General features: G+C 66.1%; 20 protein-coding genes. 9 read left to right on the plus strand and 11 right to left on the minus strand.

Going from position 1 to position 17,242, the window contains the following annotated elements; genetic code table 11:
• Positions 1–63: 63 nt before the first annotated feature.
• Genes WC729_RS23565 through WC729_RS23580 form a run of 4 tightly spaced genes read left to right on the plus strand, consistent with a single transcriptional unit; the run spans position 64 to position 3,631 of the window.
• A complete protein-coding gene (locus WC729_RS23565) occupies positions 64–480 on the plus strand; it encodes a hypothetical protein (RefSeq protein ID WP_372856896.1) in 417 nt (138 codons plus the stop codon).
• A 41-nt stretch (positions 481–521) separates the two neighbouring features.
• Entirely contained in the window at positions 522–1,466 is a 945-nt protein-coding gene (gene ubiA, locus WC729_RS23570; RefSeq protein ID WP_372856897.1) for a 4-hydroxybenzoate octaprenyltransferase, read from the plus strand.
• Positions 1,467–1,497: 31 nt separating this feature from the next.
• Positions 1,498–2,844, plus strand: coding sequence for a TldD/PmbA family protein (locus tag WC729_RS23575; RefSeq protein WP_372856898.1), 1,347 nt, complete (start codon positions 1,498–1,500; stop codon positions 2,842–2,844).
• The gene (locus tag WC729_RS23580) at positions 2,837–3,631 is read left to right on the plus strand and encodes a 3'(2'),5'-bisphosphate nucleotidase CysQ (RefSeq protein ID WP_372856899.1); all 795 of its coding nucleotides are present in this window, start codon (positions 2,837–2,839) and stop codon (positions 3,629–3,631) included. The genes WC729_RS23575 and WC729_RS23580 overlap by 8 nt, the downstream gene beginning before the upstream one ends.
• A gap of 185 nt (positions 3,632–3,816) precedes the next feature.
• Here the strand turns inward: WC729_RS23580 and WC729_RS23585 are convergent, their stop codons facing one another.
• From WC729_RS23585 to WC729_RS23600, 4 genes are all read right to left on the minus strand, one after another.
• On the minus strand, positions 3,817–4,077 hold the full coding sequence (locus tag WC729_RS23585) for a hypothetical protein (RefSeq protein WP_372856900.1): 261 nt from the start codon (positions 4,075–4,077) through the stop codon (positions 3,817–3,819).
• A 6-nt stretch (positions 4,078–4,083) separates the two neighbouring features.
• Positions 4,084–5,190, minus strand: a complete 1,107-nt coding sequence (locus tag WC729_RS23590) for a DNA alkylation repair protein (protein WP_372856901.1) — start codon at positions 5,188–5,190, stop codon at positions 4,084–4,086.
• A gap of 89 nt (positions 5,191–5,279) precedes the next feature.
• Positions 5,280–6,119, minus strand: coding sequence for an alpha/beta fold hydrolase (locus WC729_RS23595; protein ID WP_372856902.1), 840 nt, complete (start codon positions 6,117–6,119; stop codon positions 5,280–5,282).
• A gap of 43 nt (positions 6,120–6,162) precedes the next feature.
• Positions 6,163–6,747, minus strand: a complete 585-nt coding sequence (locus WC729_RS23600) for a TMEM175 family protein (RefSeq protein WP_372856903.1) — start codon at positions 6,745–6,747, stop codon at positions 6,163–6,165.
• Between the two features lie 128 nt (positions 6,748–6,875).
• On the opposite strand from WC729_RS23600, the gene WC729_RS23605 reads away from it, so the two are divergent.
• Complete coding sequence (locus tag WC729_RS23605) at positions 6,876–7,493, plus strand: ABATE domain-containing protein (protein WP_372856904.1); 618 nt, start codon at positions 6,876–6,878, stop codon at positions 7,491–7,493.
• A 15-nt stretch (positions 7,494–7,508) separates the two neighbouring features.
• Here WC729_RS23605 and WC729_RS23610 read toward each other — a convergent pair whose 3' ends face one another.
• Genes WC729_RS23610 through WC729_RS23620 form a run of 3 tightly spaced genes read right to left on the minus strand, consistent with a single transcriptional unit; the run spans position 7,509 to position 9,931 of the window.
• Positions 7,509–8,018 (minus strand): hypothetical protein, encoded by a 510-nt coding sequence (locus WC729_RS23610; protein ID WP_372856905.1) that lies wholly within the window; start codon positions 8,016–8,018, stop codon positions 7,509–7,511.
• 8 nt (positions 8,019–8,026) lie between these two features.
• Positions 8,027–8,731, minus strand: a complete 705-nt coding sequence (locus WC729_RS23615) for a hypothetical protein (RefSeq protein ID WP_372856906.1) — start codon at positions 8,729–8,731, stop codon at positions 8,027–8,029.
• Positions 8,732–9,931, minus strand: coding sequence for a toxic anion resistance protein (locus WC729_RS23620; RefSeq protein ID WP_372856907.1), 1,200 nt, complete (start codon positions 9,929–9,931; stop codon positions 8,732–8,734).
• Between the two features lie 166 nt (positions 9,932–10,097).
• Here WC729_RS23620 and WC729_RS23625 point away from each other — a divergent pair, with 166 nt between their 5' ends.
• A complete protein-coding gene (locus WC729_RS23625) occupies positions 10,098–11,333 on the plus strand; it encodes a glycoside hydrolase family 27 protein (RefSeq protein ID WP_372856908.1) in 1,236 nt (411 codons plus the stop codon).
• Positions 11,334–11,499: 166 nt separating this feature from the next.
• Positions 11,500–11,895: a type II toxin-antitoxin system VapC family toxin gene (locus WC729_RS23630; protein ID WP_372856909.1), complete on the plus strand. Its 396-nt coding sequence runs from the start codon at positions 11,500–11,502 to the stop codon at positions 11,893–11,895.
• A gap of 15 nt (positions 11,896–11,910) precedes the next feature.
• On the opposite strand, the gene WC729_RS23635 is transcribed toward WC729_RS23630, so the two are convergent.
• Positions 11,911–12,297, minus strand: a complete 387-nt coding sequence (locus WC729_RS23635; protein WP_372856910.1) for a VOC family protein — start codon at positions 12,295–12,297, stop codon at positions 11,911–11,913.
• 55 nt (positions 12,298–12,352) lie between these two features.
• On the opposite strand from WC729_RS23635, the gene WC729_RS23640 reads away from it, so the two are divergent.
• A complete protein-coding gene (locus tag WC729_RS23640; RefSeq protein WP_372856911.1) occupies positions 12,353–13,120 on the plus strand; it encodes a helix-turn-helix domain-containing protein in 768 nt (255 codons plus the stop codon).
• A 2-nt stretch (positions 13,121–13,122) separates the two neighbouring features.
• Here WC729_RS23640 and WC729_RS23645 read toward each other — a convergent pair whose 3' ends face one another.
• Both WC729_RS23645 and WC729_RS23650 read right to left on the minus strand, forming a co-directional pair.
• The gene (locus WC729_RS23645) at positions 13,123–14,244 is read right to left on the minus strand and encodes a glycoside hydrolase family 5 protein (RefSeq protein ID WP_372856912.1); all 1,122 of its coding nucleotides are present in this window, start codon (positions 14,242–14,244) and stop codon (positions 13,123–13,125) included.
• 110 nt (positions 14,245–14,354) lie between these two features.
• Positions 14,355–14,726: a hypothetical protein gene (locus tag WC729_RS23650; protein WP_372856913.1), complete on the minus strand. Its 372-nt coding sequence runs from the start codon at positions 14,724–14,726 to the stop codon at positions 14,355–14,357.
• Positions 14,727–14,929: 203 nt separating this feature from the next.
• On the opposite strand from WC729_RS23650, the gene typA reads away from it, so the two are divergent.
• Positions 14,930–16,768, plus strand: coding sequence for a translational GTPase TypA (gene typA / locus WC729_RS23655; RefSeq protein WP_372856914.1), 1,839 nt, complete (start codon positions 14,930–14,932; stop codon positions 16,766–16,768).
• Positions 16,769–16,771: 3 nt separating this feature from the next.
• Here the strand turns inward: typA and WC729_RS23660 are convergent, their stop codons facing one another.
• Positions 16,772–17,173 carry an EVE domain-containing protein gene (locus WC729_RS23660; protein WP_372856915.1) on the minus strand — a complete coding sequence of 134 codons (402 nt, stop codon included), beginning with the start codon at positions 17,171–17,173 and terminating at the stop codon, positions 16,772–16,774.
• Between the last annotated feature and the right edge of the window lie 69 nt (positions 17,174–17,242).

The raw sequence follows: 17,242 nt of genomic DNA on the forward strand, positions 1-17,242 counted from the left end.
AATTCGCGCGATCCAACTCCCACTATTATGATATGCTTTCGCTGGACGGGTGGGAGAGAAAGCATGCAAGCGTCGTTACTTGCCGTACTGATCGCGGCTGTTGCCCTTGGCGGCTGCCAGCGGGCAACCGTATCGGGGGACTCGCCACAGATGCGTCACGGCCGCTACGCCGGCATCGGTCTTTATGCGGCCGACCCGCTCTGGTCGCAGATGAAGGTGGCGGACAAAACCAAGGATCAATCCAGCGCCACGACGGCGGACGATCAGACGATCATCGTCGTGGTCGACAGCGAGACGGGCGAAGTCCGCCAGTGCGGCAACATGTCGGGCTATTGCGTCGGCATGAATCCCTGGACCGGGCCGCTGGGCAAGGAGCGTAGCGCGCCCGCCAGTCTGTCGAAGCATCTGGCCGAACTGGGAAACGACTCGGCTGTCAGCAATGAGGCCGAGGTCGTCACCGAGAACGCCCAGTCGCGCTAAAGACGGATTGCCGCCCGCGTCCGCCGGGTTACAGACGGGGCATGACCATCGTGCCCGAGATCGTCCCCGACACCGAGCATCGCGGCCTTGTCGGCCTGTTGCCGCCGGCGGCCCGCCCCTATGCGCTGCTCGCCCGGTTCGATCGGCCGATCGGCTGGTGGCTGCTCTACTGGCCCTGCGCCTGGGGCGTGGCGCTGTCGGGCAACCGGCAGGGCGACTGGTGGCTGCTGCTCTGGCTCTTGGTCGGCGCGATCGCGATGCGCGGCGCCGGCTGCGTCTATAACGACATCGCCGATCGCGAGCTCGACGCGAGCGTCGAGCGCACGCGCAACCGTCCGCTCGCCAGCGGACAGGTGTCGGTGCGTGCCGCATGGATCTGGCTGCTGATCCTGGTCGCGATCGGCTTCGCGGTGTGGTGGCACGTCAACATCTACGCCAAGGGGCTGGCGCTGCTCACCCTGCCGATCGTCGCCATCTATCCTTTCATGAAACGGATCACCTGGTGGCCGCAGCTGTGGCTCGGACTGGTGTTCAGCTCGGGCGCGGTGGTCGGCTTCGCGGCGGCCGAGGCGGCGATGTTCGAGATGCGCTGGTGGAACCTCGTCGCGGCGATGGTGCTGCTCTATGCCGGCGCCATTGCCTGGGTGGTCGGCTACGACACCATTTATGCGATCCAGGACAAGGAGGATGACGCGCTGGTCGGCATCCGCTCCTCCGCGCGCCGGCTCGGCAGCCAGGTGCGCCCGGGCGTCGCGATCTTCTACCTGATCGCCCTGGGTTTCTGGTCGGCCGCCTTCTGGCAGGTGCGCCCCGATCCGCTCGCGCTCCTCGCGCTTCTCCCGGTTGCGCTCCATTTCGCCTGGCAGGTCGCGACGCTCGGCACGGACGACGGCGATAATGCGCTGGCCCGCTTCCGCTCGAACCGTTTCGCCGGCTTCCTGATGTTCGCGGCATGTTTTGTCGTCGGCGTGTCCTCAGCGCTTTGACCTTCGCGGCCGTCATCCCTAAGTCGCCGTGATGCTGACGATCGATCAGGCGCGGGACCGCGCCCAAGACATAGTTGCCCGGGCCAAGGCCGCCGGAGCCGACGCCGCCGACGCCGTGTTCGTCGACGATACCGCGCTCGACGTGTCGATCCGCCTCGGCGCGCTCGAGGATGTCGGCCGGTCCGAAAATGCCGAGCTTGGCCTGCGCGTGTTCGTCGGCCGCCGCTCGGCCAGCGTTTCCACCTCGGACCTGTCGTCCGCCGCGATCACCACGCTCGCCGAACGCGCCGTCGCCATGGCGCGCGAGGCGCCCGAGGACGCCTGGGCCGGGCTGGCACCGGAGAATCGCCTGCTCCACGGCGCCCCGCCGCATCTCGATCTCGACGATGGCGGCGTTGTCTCGCCCGAGGCGCTGAAGGAAGCCGCGCTCGCTGCCGAGGACGCCGCGCGTGCGGTTGCCGGCGTGTCGAACAGCGAAGGCGGTGGCGCCAGCTCCTCGCGCGCGGTCTGGGCGCTCGCCACCAGCCACGGCTTTGCCGGCGCCTATGCCGCGACCGGTTACGGCCTCTCCGCCAGCGTGCTCGCCGGATCGGGCGGCGACATGGTCCGCGACTATGCGCACCATTCCGCGCGGCACCGCTCCAGGCTGGAGGACGCCCTGTCGATCGGCACCCGCGCCGGCGAGCGTGCGGTCGCCCGGCTCAACCCGGGCCGTCTCGCCAGCGGCGCGATGCCGGTGGTGTTCGATCCGCGGGTCGGATCGAGCATGCTCGGCCATCTGATCGGGGCGATCTCCGGCCAGGCGATCTCGCGCAAGACCAGCTTCCTGCTCGACGCGCTCGGTACTCAGGTCTTTTCGAGCGGTGTCACCATCTGCGACGATCCGCATCGGCCGCAGGGCCTGCGCTCGCGGCCGTTCGACGGCGAGGGCCTGCCTGTCTCGCCGACCGAGTTCGTCTCACACGGCATGCTCGAAACCTGGCTGCTCGACAGCGCCTCGGCGCGCCAGCTCGGGCTCGAGCCGACCGGCCATGCCACGCGCGGCGCGGGCGGCAGTCCGGGCGTCACCACCAGCAACATGCATATGTGCGCCGGCGCGATGCCGCGCGAGACGCTGATCGCCGACATCAAGCACGGCGTGTTCGTGACCGAGCTGATCGGCATGGGCGTCAACGGCGTGACCGGCGATTACAGCCGCGGCGCGGCGGGTTTCCTGATCGAGGATGGCGAGATCACCACGCCGGTCGCCGAATTCACCATCGCGGGCAATCTGAAGGACATGTTCCTCAACCTCACGCCCGCCAACGACCTCGAATTCCGCTACGGCACCAATGTGCCGACCCTGCGCATCGACGGCATGACGGTGGCGAGTGGCTGATCGCCCCGGTACCGGGGACCTGGCCGACGCGATTGCCGCGATCGCTGCCGAGGCGGGCGCACTGGCGCTGGCCAAGTGGCGCACTGACTTCCGCCAATGGGAAAAGAGTCCCGGCAACCCGGTGTGCGAGGTCGATCTCGAGGTCGACGCGCTGCTCCATCAGCGTCTGTCGGCGCTGCTGCCCGATGCTGGCTGGCTGTCGGAGGAGACGGTCGACAATGCCGATCGCCTGTCGCAGTCGCGCCTGTGGGTGGTCGATCCGATCGACGGCACCCGCGACTATGTCCGCGGGCGGGAGGGCTGGGCGGTCTCGATCGCGCTCGTCGAGGACGGCCAGCCGCTGATCGGCGTGCTCGACGCGCCCGCGCGCGGCGAGGTCTGGCGCGCCGAGGCGGGCAGGGGCGCGACGCTCAATGGCTTGCCGATCCGCACCGGCGACCGGGCGGTCTTCTCCGGCGCGCGTGTGCCGACGGACACGCTGCCCAAGGTCGACAGCGATCTGGTCGCGGTGGCCAAGCCCAATTCGATCGCGCTCCGCATCGCCATGGTCGCGGCGGGCGAGGCCGATCTCGTGGCGACCTTGCGCTGGGGCTATGAATGGGACGTCGCGGCTGCGGTGCTGATCGCAGCCGAGGCTGGCGCGACCGTCAGCGACGCCTTCGGCAAGCCGCTCTTCTTCAACACGCCCAGTGCCCAGGCCTTCGGCGTGCTGGCGACGACGCCGGGCATCCATGCAGCGGCGGTCGAGCGCCTCGCCGATCGCGCCAGGACGCTGGCCACACGATAATCTTGAGTCGATCGAGTCAACCGCGCGCCGAAAGAGTGGGATCCCGCGACTAAACCCCTCCCGTCATGCCGGACTTGTTCCGGCATCTACCGTGCCGCACATCCATCGACCGTTGGTTTGCGGCGCCGTAGACCCCGGAACAAGTCCGGGGTGACGGTGTCGAAATTGGCCACGTCTCCCTGTTCTCAACCAGCGCTTCGGACCAGCTCGACGATGTCGACATCATGGCCCACCCAGCCGCGACTGGCGCCTGCCTCGGCGGCCAGCGCGCGCGTCTTCTTCGCCTCGGCCAGCGACTTGCTATGGCCCCAGAACACCTCTGTCCTGCCGTTGCCCAGGCGCGCGACGATCCGCCAATAATGGGTGAACTCGGTCGCGGTCGGCCCGATCGTCTTGACGTACCCGTCGGGCAGAGTCGCGGTCAGCAGATATTTCTTCTTCGCCACGTGCGCTCAGCCCGCCAGCAGCTCGAACGCCGCGCGCGCCATGGTCTGCCCGTTGACGATCAGCTCGACGTCATGCGTGCCCGGATGATGCCGCCGCGTGCTGAAATCCTTGATGGTCTGCCGGATGGCGAGGGCGACCGTTTCGCCCGGACCAAGGTCGAACGTGCGAAGCTTGAACACCTTGGCGGCACTCTTCCCGCCGGCCCGCGCGTAATGCAGGCGGTAATCGACCACCAGCCGCTGCGCTTCGGCAGCCGTCGATCTTACGTCCGCAGCGATGGTGATCGCGTCGCCGAGCCGCACTGTCCGCGGCACGACCGAAAAGCCCGACACCTCGACCGCCGCACCATGCCCGACGCCGATCAGCGCCAGCGCGCGGGGATCGCCCTGCTTGATCAGCGTCCGCAATGCATGGCGGATAATCCAGACGGTGCGGGCATCGTCCGTCGGCCAGGTCGCCAGCCGGTCGACCAGCCAGTCCGGCCGGTCCTTGGCGATGTCGTTCAGATGGTTGGCGACCGACTTGCGCACATAGGCGCTGGGATCGCGCTTCAATGCCTCCAGGATGGGCGTCGCGAGAGTCGGATCGACCTTCAGCGCCGGCACCCGCCCCGCCCAGGGCAGCCGCGGCCGGCTCCCTTCGCTGGCGAGCCGCCGGACATGCTCGTCTTCATGCCCGCTCCACGCCAGCATCATGGCAAGCGTCCACGCCGCATCCCGCGCCAGGAACGGCCGAATCGCGAATTCGGCGGTGCCGAAGCGGGTCAGGTCGGCCAACGCTTCCATCGAAAGGCCGACATCGCCGAGCCCGTGCCGCGCAACGAACTCGGTCACCGCGACTGCCTGAAAACCATGGGTGAGCCGTGGTGCCATGGCACGGACGATCGTCACCGCCTCCGCATAGTCGGCTGGCAGCGCGACCCGCAGCGCGTCGGCGATATGGCGCACCCGCTCCATGATCGACAGCGCGTCCAGCCCCGTCGATGCCGCATCGAGAAAAGCCGCGCGATCGAAGCGCGGCGACGCGGCTGCGCCGGCATCGGCAATCACGGTCAGCGCCTGCCGTCCAAGAATGTCCTTGAGCAGGGCAGGGCTGGCCATGTCGTCCGTCATTGTCGTGTTCGTCCCTGTCGTGTCGCAGCCGATCTAGCGGCTCGGCAGAGGTGGGCAACCTGCGATAGCGCCGATCGGCGCTATCCGACTCACGACAGGAAGTCGCGTATCTCGGAGGCGATGTCGGCGGCGTGAGTCTCCAGCGCGAAATGGCCGGTGTCGAGGAAGGTTACCCGCGCTTCCGGAATGTCGCGGCGGAACGCCTCGGCGCCCGGCGGCAGGAAGAACGGGTCGTTGCGCCCCCACACCGCCAGGAAGCGCGGCTGATGCGTGCGGAAATACTCCTGGAAAACCGGATAGAGCGCGACATTGGTCTTGTAGTCGCCGAACAGGTCGAGTTGGACTTTCTCGGCACCGGGCCGACCGAGATAATGATCGTCGAGCGTGTAGCCGTCGGGCGAGATCGTCGACGCATCCGATACGCCATGGGCATATTGGAAATAGGTCGTCTCCGGCGTCAGCATCGCCCGCAGCGCCTCGCGATTCTCGACCGAGGCGTCCTCCCAATAGGCGCGGATCGGGTTCCAGCCGTCGCTCAGCCCTTCGACATAGGCATTGCCGTTCTGGGAGATGATCGCGCTGATCCGCTCGGGATGGCGGATCGCCAGCCGGAAGCCGGTCGGCGCGCCATAGTCGAAGACATAGACCGCGAACCGGTCGAAGCCGACGGCCTCGGTGAAACGCTCAATCGTGTCGGCAATCGAATCGAAGCTGTTGACCTTCGGGTCGCCCGACTGGCCGAAGCCGGGCAGGTCGGGCGCGACGATGTGGAAGCGGTCGGCGAGCAGCGGGATGAGATCGCGGAACATATGGCTCGAACTGGGGAAGCCATGCAGCAGCAGGAGCTTGGGGGCGCCTGCCTGCCCGGCCTCGCGATAGAAGACGCTGATCCCATCGATATCGATGGTCCTGTAGGCAATCGCTGACATTGGCTTTCTCCTTGATGTAACTGCTTGAGTGATAGTGGAAGGGTTATGCGGTGCTGCCCGGCGCTTCAGGGCGAACGAAGAGAAGCAGCGCGGCGCAGATCAGCGCGAAGGCGAGCCAGGGCAGCATGAGTGCAACCGGAATCGCGGTCGCGAACATCGCGACGGTGGCGAGCGAGCGCCGACGCGCCCCACGCCGGGCGCCGGCGGGAAAGTCGCTTTCATCAGCCTGGCGGATCACGGCGCGCTCGAAGGCGAGATAGGCCAGGTCGACGATCGTGAAGTTCGCCGCATAGACCGCGACCGGCACGGGCGAGAGCCGGGAATCGGCGATCCACGCCGTGGCGAAGGGTAGCAGCGATACGGCGAACAGATGCGCGAAGTTCAGCCACAGCAGCTCCGGCCCGGCATGCCGGACGAAGCGCAGCAGATGATGATGGTTCATCCAGATGATGGCGATGAACAGATAGCTCAGCCCATAGCTGATCGCGGTCGGCCAGAGCGGCGCCAGGGCCGCAAGGCTGTGCCCCTCCGGCGGCCTCAGCTCGAGCACCATGATGGTGATCACCACGGCAATCACCGCATCCGAAAAAGCCCCCATCCGGTCCGGCGCGACATGCTTGCTGCGCATTTGATCCTCCAGCGATGATGAAACCTCTCAGAGCGTTGTTGAGTGGTTACGTCCATGCGATGTAACTTGTCAATCATGCTTTTGCTGGTTACATATGAGTCGTCACATCACTGACGGACCGCAACGCCATGCCTGCCAACACGAACGCCATCTTCATCGCCGACGCGCCGGGGATCGATTTCCTCAATTCGGTCGCCACGCCGGTCGACCGGCCGGTCGACTGGATCGGTGACGGGCAGGGGCTGGTGGATTGGCTGCGCCAGGCCGGTCTCGTGCCCGGGGAACAACTCGACTCGATCGCCGCCCGCGCCATGCCGGGCGAGCTTGATCGCGTCGCCGATCAGGCGCGGGATCTCCGCGAATGGTTTCGCGGCTTCCTGAAAAGCCACATGGGGCGGCCGCTCGATCCGGCCACCTTGAAGGAGCTCGCCCCGCTCAACCGGCTATTGGAGCGGGACGAGGCCTATAGCCGGATCGTGCTCGATGAGGGTGCCGGCCTGAGGCTCGAAATCGACCGGCGCTGGCGCTCGCCGGAATCCTTGTTGATTCCGATCGGCGAGATTTTGGCCCGCGTCGTGGTCGAGCAGGACTTCGCTCAGGTCAAAGCCTGTGAGGGGCATGGCTGCACCTTGCTGTTTTCCGACCATACGCGCCGGCACACGCGGCGGTGGTGCAGCATGAGCGTCTGCGGCAACCGCGCCAAGGTATCGGCGCATCGCAGCCGCCGGAAGGAAGCTGCTTCCTGAGCCGCTACTGCGCGCTCATCGCGGTCTTGGCAGCGCCGGAGGCGCCGGCGCAACCCGCCCCGTGTCGGGGCAGTCGATCTTGTTGTGCGTGGAGAACCGGAAAACGCGTCCGAAATAGACCTTGTCGCCGGTCAGGTGCAGGTCCACGCCATATCCAATCACGGTGCACCTGTTCGTTCCGACGGGCTGAGCCCGGCAAATCCATCCTATCCCGTCCGAGGACTGAAAGCGCACGCCCTTGGTATAGACGTCGGACACGACGCAATCGCGCACTTCATCGAGAAAGGCGTCGCGCGACAGGCGCCTGATCGGGCCGGGCGCGCCGCCGTCAAGCGTCAGGACCGTGTCGCGATCCTCGCTGATCGCCTTCAGCCGGGCCCAGTCCCTGGCCTTGAAGGCGTCGCCGATTTGCTCGGGCGTCAGTGGCTGCGGTTCTGCTGCGCTGCCCGTGGTTGCGATGCCGGCTGCCGCAAGGGCCACGATCCAGTGCCTCACCGAGGTCGCGTCCGGTCGAATGGCCAGCATCGTGCCGCCTAACTCCCGCTCAGATCGTCGTCGCGGTATTTGATTTCCAGGAACCGTCCCCGCGTCGCCAGCAGGTTGAGATCGCCCTCGGCCAGCTGCGCCGACATCTGGCCGATCTCCTGCTCGATCACCTTCAGCCCCTCGGCGAGCTGGGCATCGGGCGTCTTGCCGTTGCGCTCCACGCCGCGCAGCGGCTGGGGGACCTTGGCATAGTCGCGGATCAGCTCGGGCAATTGCTCGCCGACCAGCTTGCGGATCTCGGCTGCTGCGGGCTCGCGTTCGTCGAGCGCGGCAAGCTGCGGCGCGAGCGTCTCTAGCTGGACGCCGATGCCGTCGACCAGGGTCTGGGCCGGGGCGGGCAGGGCGGGGCGCTGCGTCTCCAGCCATTGCTCGGTCTTGCGCGGCAGCGCCTTCAGCGGCACCTCGACCAGCTTCTCGGCCACCACCGGCGCCTCGAGCGAGACGAAGGCGAGCAGGAAGGTTACCAGGATCAGCGCGGCGAAGACCAGCAACGCCCCGCCCATGCCGATCGGGAAGAACCAGCCGAATATGATCGTCGCGATGATGATCGCAAGGTCGGCGGTGACGATCAGCCCGGCCCGCTTGGCGAGGCCAGTGCCGCGCCGCCGGCGCTTGCGCTGCATCAGCGCCTGTTCGCGCCGCTCGTTGAGGAACTGGGTGGTCCTGGCGATCTGGCGATCGACGTCAGTCATTTATACGGCTTCCAGCTTGAAGGTTTCGCCCCCGCTGCCCGAATTCTGCGCTGCCCCTTCGGCCCGGGCGATATAGCCCTTCGACTTCTCGACTTCGTTGCCCAGCACAGTGACCGTGGTCTTCATCGAATCGAGCGCCTTCAGCTTGAAGGTGTCGATCGCGTCCATCGTGTCATAGATGTTCTGGAAGGCGCGCTGCAGCACTTCGATCGGGATGGTCGCGCTCGCCGCCTGCTCATGGATCGTCGCGGTCTGGCTCTTCAGCAGCTTGCCGGTCGAATCGATGATGTTGGCGGTCGTGGTGTTCAGCGCAGTGATCTGCTCGAGCACCAGCTTCTGGTTGGTCAGCGCCTGCGCCACCGTCACCGCGGTACGCAGCGCGGAAACCGTGGTGGTGGAGGCGCGGTCGACGCCCTTCACCAGCTCGACATTGTTCTTCTTGACGAGATCGAGCGCGAGATAGCCCTGCACCGTCACGGCCATCTGCGTCAGCAGGTCCTGGGTGCGCTGGCGGACATAGAAAAGCGCGCTCTCGCGGATCGCCTTGGCCTTGGCCGGATCGGTGTGATCCAGCTCATTGGCCTTTTCTTCCAGCCGCTCGTCCATCGTGCGCGACAGGATGATCATCTGCTCGAGCCGGCCCATTGCCGCCCAGAGATTGGTGCGCTCGACGTCGATCGCTGCATTGTCCATCAGCAGCTCGTCCTTGCCGCTGCCCAGGCTCTTCAGGATCGAGGCGATGTGCGTCTGAGACGACTTATAGCCGTCGAAATAATTGCGCATCGAATTGCCGAACGGGATGATTCCGAACAGCTTCTTCGGCGCGAGCAGATTGCCCTGCTTGCCCGGATCGAGATCCTCGATCGTGCGGCGCAGCTCGGCCAGGTCGGCGCCGACGCCCGATTCCTGGTTCATCGCCTTGACCGGCCGGTCGAGGAATCGGTTCGATTGCCCGGCCGCCTCGCGGATTTCCTTCTGGCCCATCGCGCTGATCGCATCGACGCGCTTGCCGAATTCCGGGGAGTTCACGTCCTGCGCGACCAGGTCGTCGATAAAGGTCTCGACGCGCGTCTGAAGCTGGGTGCGCTTGGCATCGTCGACCGGCACCAGGCCCACGGCCTTTTCCGGCGCGACCACGGGTACGGGGTCGGGCGGGGTCAGCACCAGGTCGGTGGTCGCGGTGTCAGTCTCGGTCGCCATCACTCTCTCCACGCAGTCGCCGCCCTAGATGACGGCGATTCGAACGCGCTTCAAGTGTATCATTCAACTATAACACTTGTCACGTGTCGCTAGGGTAGCGGAAAATTGTTGCGCAATCGATGGCGCTTGCGTCAGATGGCCAACGTTGGACAAGGGAGGGGATTAGATGCGCCACGCAATTGGCCGCATGGTGCTCGCGCTGTTCGCGCTGCTGGCGCTCGCCACGGCGGCGGTCGCGCAGGAAACGGTCGATCCGAATCGCGTGCCGCCGTCGCACGATCCGGCGCGCACTGCCAACGGCCTGGCGCGGACCCCGCCCATGGGCTGGAACAGCTGGAACAAATTCGGCTGCAACATCAGCGAGAAGACGGTCCGCGCGGTCGTCGATGCGATGGTGTCGGGCGGCATGCGCGATGCCGGCTACCAGTATGTCGTGATCGACGATTGCTGGCACGGCGTGCGCGACAAGGACGGGTTCATCACCGCCGATCCGGTCAAATTTCCCTCGGGCATCAGGGCGCTCGCCGATTATGTCCATGCCAAGGGGCTGAAGTTCGGCATCTATTCCGACGCCGGCATGAAAACCTGTGGCGGCCGGCCGGGCAGCCAGGGCCATGAATATCAGGACGCGCTCACCTATGCACGCTGGGGCGTCGACTATCTGAAATACGACTGGTGCTCGACCGGCACGCGCAATGCGGAAGAAGCCTATGCGCTGATGGCCGACGCACTGAAGGCGAGTGGCCGCGATATCGTGCTCAGCATCTGCGAATGGGGCCAGAACGATCCGTGGCGATGGGGCACGAAGATCGGCAATCTCTGGCGCACCACCGGCGATATCGGGGACCGCTTCTCCGGTGACGACAAGGAGCATTGGTGGACGCACAATCTGCTCGACATCATCGACCGGAACGAGCCGCTCTGGCCCTTTGCCGGGCCGGGCCATTGGAACGATCCCGACATGCTGGAGATCGGCAATGGCGGGATGACCGACACCGAATATCGCAGCCATTTCAGCCTCTGGGCAATGATGGCCGCGCCACTGATGGCCGGCAACGACATCGCCTCGATGAGCCCCGCGACCAGCGTGATCCTGCTCAACAAGGACGTGATCGCGATCGACCAGGACCCGCTCGGCATTCAGGGCAAGCGGGTGCGCGACGATGGCGATCTGGAAGTCTGGGCAAGGCCTCTGGCGGATGGCGGCCGCGCGGTGATCCTGTTCAACCGCGGGGCAACAGCAGCGACGATCAAGGCGGACTGGCGCGAACTCGGCTATCCGCCGGGACTGAAGGCGGAGGTGCGCGACCTATGGGCGCACAAATCGCTGGGGCGCATGGCGGTTAGCTTCTCGGCAACGGTCGAGCCTCACGGCATGGTGATGGTGCGGTTGCTGCCGTGAATCTTGTCACCTGAGGTCGCGTGATATATATCATTGGTATATGACATGCTGGGTGGGCGTGGCTCGATCGGCTCGAGCCACTTGATCAGGACGCGGTCGCGGCCGCACTGGAGCAGCCTCGGCCCGAAGAGGCGGACTCGCTAGACGATGACGTCAGCTTCGACTGATGGGCTATTCGCTGGACAGCAATATCGTCATCGCCCTGATGGCGGGTAATTCGACCGTGCGATCGCGGATCATCGCGCAGGAGCCGGGCTCGATCTTCCTGTCGAGCATCGTCCTTCACGACCTGATGTTCGGCGCGTTCAACAGCCAGCGGGTCGAGACGAATCTGGTAAAGCTGGAACGGCTCGCCTTTCCACTTCTTCCTTTTGATGAGGCGGACGCCCGCGCTGCTGGCGAGGTGCGGGCGGCGCTGAAGCGATTGGGCTCGCCGATCGGCACGCTCGACGTCCTGATCGCAGGACAGGCACTTGCGCGCGATCTGATAATGGTGACGGCGAACTGCCGTGAATTCGAGCGCGTGAAGGGCCTATTGGTCGAGGATTGGACTGCCACCTGATCCGAGACATCAGGATCAGGTATGCGGCACCGTCACATACTGCATCGCGCCGAGATCATTGCCCTCGGTATCGAGAAACCGGATCAGCGCGCCGACCGTCGGGATAATCCCCTTGGCGTAAGTGATCGTCCCGCCATTGGCCTCGACCAGTGCCGCAACCGCATCCACGTCATCGACCGCGAAGGTCGGCTCCACCCCGTTCAGGCCAGTGCCGGTGCGCGGCGTATGGCGCGCATGCATCAGGCCCTGGATACCGGGCGACGCTTCGTCGCCGGTATGGATCAGATAGAAGCCCGGCGGGCCCCAGGGCTCGAACTCCCAGCCGAACACGGCTTCGTAGAAAGCGCGGGCACGGTCCACATCATCGACATGGATGGCGAAGGAGGCGAGGTTGGCTGGCATGCCCGCATCCTGCGCCGCTGGCGGGCGAGCCGCAATAGCGCTATTCTGCCAATGAATGTCGCAAAAACGTCGCACCGCCGCTGACGAACCCTATCTGGTGGTGCGCAGCAGCGCGTCCGATCTCGTGCCCGGCCAGACGATCCGCGAGCATGCGCATGACTGGCACCAGCTGATCCATGCGACCAGCGGCGTGCTGATGATCGCGACCGGCAGCGGTTCCTGGGTGGTCCCGCCGAGCTGGGGCGTGTGGGTGCCGGCCGGTATCCGTCACGCGATCCGCGCCTCCGGGCACTGCGCCTTCCGCACCGTTTATGTCGCGCCGGGCTGCGTGCCCGATCTGCCGATGGTTTGCACGGCAATCACCGTGTCGCCGCTGCTGCGCGAGCTGATCCTGCGCATCGTCGCGATCGGGATGGCCGACCGGCGTGACACGATCGAAGCCGCGCTGGCGATCCTGCTGCTCGACGAGATGCGCCGCTCGCCCGTTCCCCCCTTCAATCTGCCCGAACCGCGCTCCGACGCGACCCGCCGCGCGGCGGAATGGCTCTTCTCGGGCGGGGCAGAGGCGGGCATCCCGGAGATCGCGCGCGCTGTCGGCCTCAGCGTCCGCGCGCTGGAACGCCGCTTCGTCGCCGAGACGGGCATGAGCCTCGGTCGCTGGCGCCGCCAGGGCGCGTTGCTCGCCTCGCTCGAACGCCTCGGTGCGGGTGCCAGCGTCAAGCAGGCCGCGGCCGCCGCCGGCTATGCCACTCCCAGCGCCTTCGTCGCGGCTTTCCGCGCACAATTCGGTACGACGCCCGCACGCTATGTCGCGGCGGAGTAAGGCTAGCGCAGCGTGGTCGTGGTGTGGATCGCGGCCAGCATGCCGGGGATCCAATGGTCGCCGTCGCGCAGCCGGAAGGTGTTGGTATAGGCCCAGGCGCAGCTCTGCACGCCGACCGAGGCATAGGCCGCGGTGATCGTGCCGTAATAGTTGATCCGCTCGCTCACCGGCACGCCGGCCACGTCGTTCGCGCCATATTCGCCGACGAACGGCACCCGGCCGGTCCGGGCGATATAATCGCGCACCGTCTGCAGGTTGCGGTCGATCTCGGCGATGTCCGCCGCGCCGCCGAAGACGCGCCCGAGCGGTGGAGTCGGGGTCACCCAGGTCGCGCCCTGATGCGTGAAGGCGAACGGGTCGTAATAATGGAAGGTCGGCACGACATTCGGATCGGCCGGCATCGGCAAGGTCGCGAGGCTGCCGATGCCGCTCCATCCCTCGCCGCCGATGATCACTGGCCGGGTCGGGTTGGTCGCGCGGATCTCCGCCAGCGCAGGCGCGATGATCGCGGGCAGCTTGGCATTGGTCAGATTGGTGTTGGGCTCGTTGATCAGCTCGAACCAGACGGTCGCGGGCGCAGCGGCGAAGGTCGCGGCGATCTGTTTCCATAGCCCTGCGAAGCGGACCGCATTGGCATCGGGCGCGGCCATCAGCTCGTCGTAATTATGCATGTCGATGATCACGTTGAGCCCGGCGGCCGTCGCCAGGTCGACGACATGGCGGACCCGGGTCATGAACGCCGCATCGATCGTGAAGGGCGCGGCCATGGCGGCATGGCCCGAGAATCGCACCGGCAGGCGGATGCTGGTGAAGCCCGCCGCCTTGATGATGGTGAAATCGTCCTCCGCGATCGCCCGGCCCCAATCGCCCTCGTTCGGCGCCTCCAGATGATTGCCCATATTGACGCATTTGCCGAGCGGCAGCGCGATGCCGGCGGTCGGAATCGCTGCGGCGGCGGGCGTGTAGGAAGCGATCGGCGTCGGGGTCGGTGTGGGAGAAGGCGATGGGGCAGGCGCCGGCGTCGGCGCAGGGACCGGCGCAGCGGCCGCTGTCCCGCTCGCGCCGCCGCCGCACCCGGCCGTGCACAGCGCCAGCGCGCTGGCGATCATCAGGCCTCGTTTCATCGCAACCCCTCCCGACATCGCTCATGATCGGCGATGTTATTGTCGAACGTTGTCAATCTGCACGGCGACGGGGCCTCGCACAATACCAAATAGCCCCGCAGATGCAGATCTCAGCGCTTCGGGGTGCCCTTGTCGGCCATGCGGTCGCGCTGCCACACCGTAAAGCGCGCATTGCGGGTCGATCGCATCGCCCGCCGGATCGCCGCCTTGTCGAACCCGCGCGCATCGCCGATCCGGTCGAACAGCTCGCGCTCGGGCACCGCGCCGGCCGGCAGCACGAACAGGATGCGGTCCTCGGCGTCCGCCAGCAACCAGCAGGGATCGGTGGCGAAGGGGCCGGTATCCCAGGTCTCGACCATGATCTTGGCGACCTTGCCCAGCATCCGCCGCCCGGACAGGTCCTCGATCCGTCGCGGCCGCGCCGAGCCCCTCGCTCTTGCCCGCGCATTACGCAGATGACGGAACAGGTTGTGCAGAGTCATGTTGCCCCCTGCGCGCGATAATAAATGTCGCCAAATCGGACGAAAAGCGGGAATCTGCGGGGGTTTGTCTCGAATCTGCGCGGCCGGGACACGCCTTTGCGGCGATCTACGTGTTTCTTCGCATGACATCCGCCCTTTCCGCGGCGCAGCAATTGCGCTATCGGCGCCCGCAACCTTTTCCCTGCAAAATATCGAGTGACCTAATGAGCCTCCGCAACGTGGCGATCATCGCCCATGTCGATCACGGCAAAACCACCCTGGTCGACCAGCTCTTCCGCCAGTCCGGCACTTTCCGCGACAACCAGCGCGTCGAAGAGCGCGCCATGGATTCGAACGACCTCGAAAAAGAACGCGGAATTACGATTCTCGCCAAGTGCACCTCGATCGAGTGGGACGACCATCACGGCCACAAGACCCGCATCAACATCGTCGACACCCCCGGCCACGCCGATTTCGGCGGCGAGGTGGAGCGCATCCTGTCGATGGTCGACGGCGTGGTCCTGCTGGTCGACGCGGCCGAAGGCGCGATGCCGCAGACCAAGTTCGTCACCGGCAAGGCGCTGGCACTCGGCCTCCGCCCGATCGTCGTCGTCAACAAGATCGACCGTTCCGACGCTCGCGCGCAGGAAGTGCTCGACGAGGTGTTCGACCTGTTCGTCTCGCTCGACGCCAATGACGACCAGCTCGATTTCCCGGTGATCTTCGCCTCGGGCCGCAACGGCTATGCCGGCGACAATCCCGATGTGCGCGAAGGCACGCTGACGCCGCTGTTCGAGACGATCGTCAGGCATGTCCCCGAGCCCTCGGCGGACCCGGACGGCCCGTTCAAGTTCCTCGTCACCCTGCTCGACCGCGACAATTTCCTCGGCCGCATCCTGACCGGCCTGGTCTTCTCCGGCTCGGTCAAGACCAACATGCCGATCCATGCGCTCGATCCCGAGGGCAAGGTGGTCGAAACCGGCCGCGCGTCGAAGATCATGGCGTTCCGCGGGCTCGAGCGCGTGCCGGTCGACGAAGCCAATGCCGGCGACATCATCTCGATCGCGGGCCTGACCGTCGCGACCGTCGCCAACACCATCGCCGATCCGTCGGTCAGCGAGCCGCTCCACGCCCAGCCGATCGATCCGCCGACCCTGTCGATGCGTTTCGCGGTGAACGATTCGCCGATGGCGGGCCGCGAGGGCAGCAAGGTGACGTCGCGCATGATCCGCGACCGCCTGTTCCGCGAAGCCGAATCGAACGTCGCGATCAAGGTGACCGAGGCCGCCGACCGCGACAGCTACGAAGTTGCCGGCCGCGGCGAGCTCCAGCTCGGCGTGCTGATCGAGACGATGCGCCGCGAGGGCTTCGAGCTCGGCATCAGCCGTCCGCGCGTGCTGTTCGGCGAGGATGAGAATGGCGGCAAGACCGAGCCGTACGAAGTCGTCATCATCGATGTGGATGAGGAATATTCCGGCACCGTCGTCGAGAAGATGAACATCCGCAAGGCCGAGATGACCGACATGCGCCCGTCGGGCGGCGGCAAGATCCGCATCACCTTCTCCGCGCCATCGCGCGGCATGATCGGCTATCACGGCGAGTTCCTGTCGGACACGCGCGGCACCGGCATCATGAACCGGCTGTTCGAGAAATACGGCCCGCACAAGGGCAAGATCGAAGGCCGCAAGAACGGCGTGCTGATCTCGAACGGCGCGGGCGAGGCGAATGCCTATGCGCTCGGTCCGCTCGAGGAGCGCGGCATCCTGATGGTCGCCCCGCAGGAAGCGCTCTACGAAGGCATGATCGTCGGCGAGAACGCCAAGACGGACGACCTCGAGGTCAACCCGATGAAGGCGAAGCAGCTGACCAACTTCCGCGCGTCGGGCGGCAAGGACGACGCGATCCGCCTGACCCCGCCCTGGCGCCTGACGCTCGAGCAGGCGATCGCCTATATCGACGACGACGAACTGGTCGAAGTCACGCCCAAGTCGATCCGCCTGCGCAAGCGCTACCTCGATCCGAACGAGCGCAAAAAGGCCTCGCGCGCCAAGCAGGCAGCGTAAGCTTTACCCCTTCGCCATTCCCGTCAGCACAGCCCATTCGGCGTCGCTGACGGGGCTGACCGACAGCCGAGACTGGCGCAGCATTTCCATGCCCGCCAGCTTCGGCTCGGCCTTCATCGCCGCCAGCGTGACGGGCCTGGCCAGCGCTTCGACCGGCTTGACCGCGACCGATACCCAGCGCGGCTCGTCGCCGTCCTGTTGCGCGGTGCGGGTGATCTCCATCACCCCGACCGCGGCCTTTTCCTTGCCCGAATGATAGAAGAACCCGCGATCGCCCACCGCCATCGCCTTGAGGTGAAGCGCCGCGGCGGGGTTGCGCACGCCGGTCCATTCGGTCGCGCCCTCGCGGATCAGGTCATCCCAGCTATAGCTTTCGGGTTCTGATTTCAGCAGCCAGTACGCCATCATCGCCTCCTCTGAGTGAACCCGACTTTACTTTGCCGGATAGGCGTTTCAACTTCTCCCGCGGGAGAG

Source organism: Sphingomonas sp., from assembly GCF_041661825.1.
In the GTDB taxonomy this organism is placed as follows: domain Bacteria; phylum Pseudomonadota; class Alphaproteobacteria; order Sphingomonadales; family Sphingomonadaceae; genus Sphingomonas.

Bases quoted from the DNA above. Each gene is read 5' to 3' on its own strand.
- WC729_RS23565 (WP_372856896.1), top strand. From the start codon at position 64: ATGCAAGCGTCGTTACTTGCCGTACTGATCGCGGCTGTTGCCCTTGGC.
- ubiA (WP_372856897.1), top strand. From the start codon at position 522: ATGACCATCGTGCCCGAGATCGTCCCCGACACCGAGCATCGCGGCCTT.
- WC729_RS23575 (WP_372856898.1), top strand. From the start codon at position 1,498: ATGCTGACGATCGATCAGGCGCGGGACCGCGCCCAAGACATAGTTGCC.
- WC729_RS23590 (WP_372856901.1), bottom strand. From the start codon at position 5,190: ATGACGGACGACATGGCCAGCCCTGCCCTGCTCAAGGACATTCTTGGA.
- WC729_RS23595 (WP_372856902.1), bottom strand. From the start codon at position 6,119: ATGTCAGCGATTGCCTACAGGACCATCGATATCGATGGGATCAGCGTC.
- WC729_RS23600 (WP_372856903.1), bottom strand. From the start codon at position 6,747: ATGCGCAGCAAGCATGTCGCGCCGGACCGGATGGGGGCTTTTTCGGAT.
- WC729_RS23605 (WP_372856904.1), top strand. From the start codon at position 6,876: ATGCCTGCCAACACGAACGCCATCTTCATCGCCGACGCGCCGGGGATC.
- WC729_RS23610 (WP_372856905.1), bottom strand. From the start codon at position 8,018: ATGCTGGCCATTCGACCGGACGCGACCTCGGTGAGGCACTGGATCGTG.
- WC729_RS23615 (WP_372856906.1), bottom strand. From the start codon at position 8,731: ATGACTGACGTCGATCGCCAGATCGCCAGGACCACCCAGTTCCTCAAC.
- WC729_RS23620 (WP_372856907.1), bottom strand. From the start codon at position 9,931: ATGGCGACCGAGACTGACACCGCGACCACCGACCTGGTGCTGACCCCG.
- WC729_RS23625 (WP_372856908.1), top strand. From the start codon at position 10,098: ATGCGCCACGCAATTGGCCGCATGGTGCTCGCGCTGTTCGCGCTGCTG.
- WC729_RS23630 (WP_372856909.1), top strand. From the start codon at position 11,500: ATGGGCTATTCGCTGGACAGCAATATCGTCATCGCCCTGATGGCGGGT.
- WC729_RS23635 (WP_372856910.1), bottom strand. From the start codon at position 12,297: ATGCCAGCCAACCTCGCCTCCTTCGCCATCCATGTCGATGATGTGGAC.
- WC729_RS23640 (WP_372856911.1), top strand. From the start codon at position 12,353: ATGTCGCAAAAACGTCGCACCGCCGCTGACGAACCCTATCTGGTGGTG.
- WC729_RS23645 (WP_372856912.1), bottom strand. From the start codon at position 14,244: ATGAAACGAGGCCTGATGATCGCCAGCGCGCTGGCGCTGTGCACGGCC.
- WC729_RS23650 (WP_372856913.1), bottom strand. From the start codon at position 14,726: ATGACTCTGCACAACCTGTTCCGTCATCTGCGTAATGCGCGGGCAAGA.
- typA (WP_372856914.1), top strand. From the start codon at position 14,930: ATGAGCCTCCGCAACGTGGCGATCATCGCCCATGTCGATCACGGCAAA.
- WC729_RS23660 (WP_372856915.1), bottom strand. From the start codon at position 17,173: ATGGCGTACTGGCTGCTGAAATCAGAACCCGAAAGCTATAGCTGGGAT.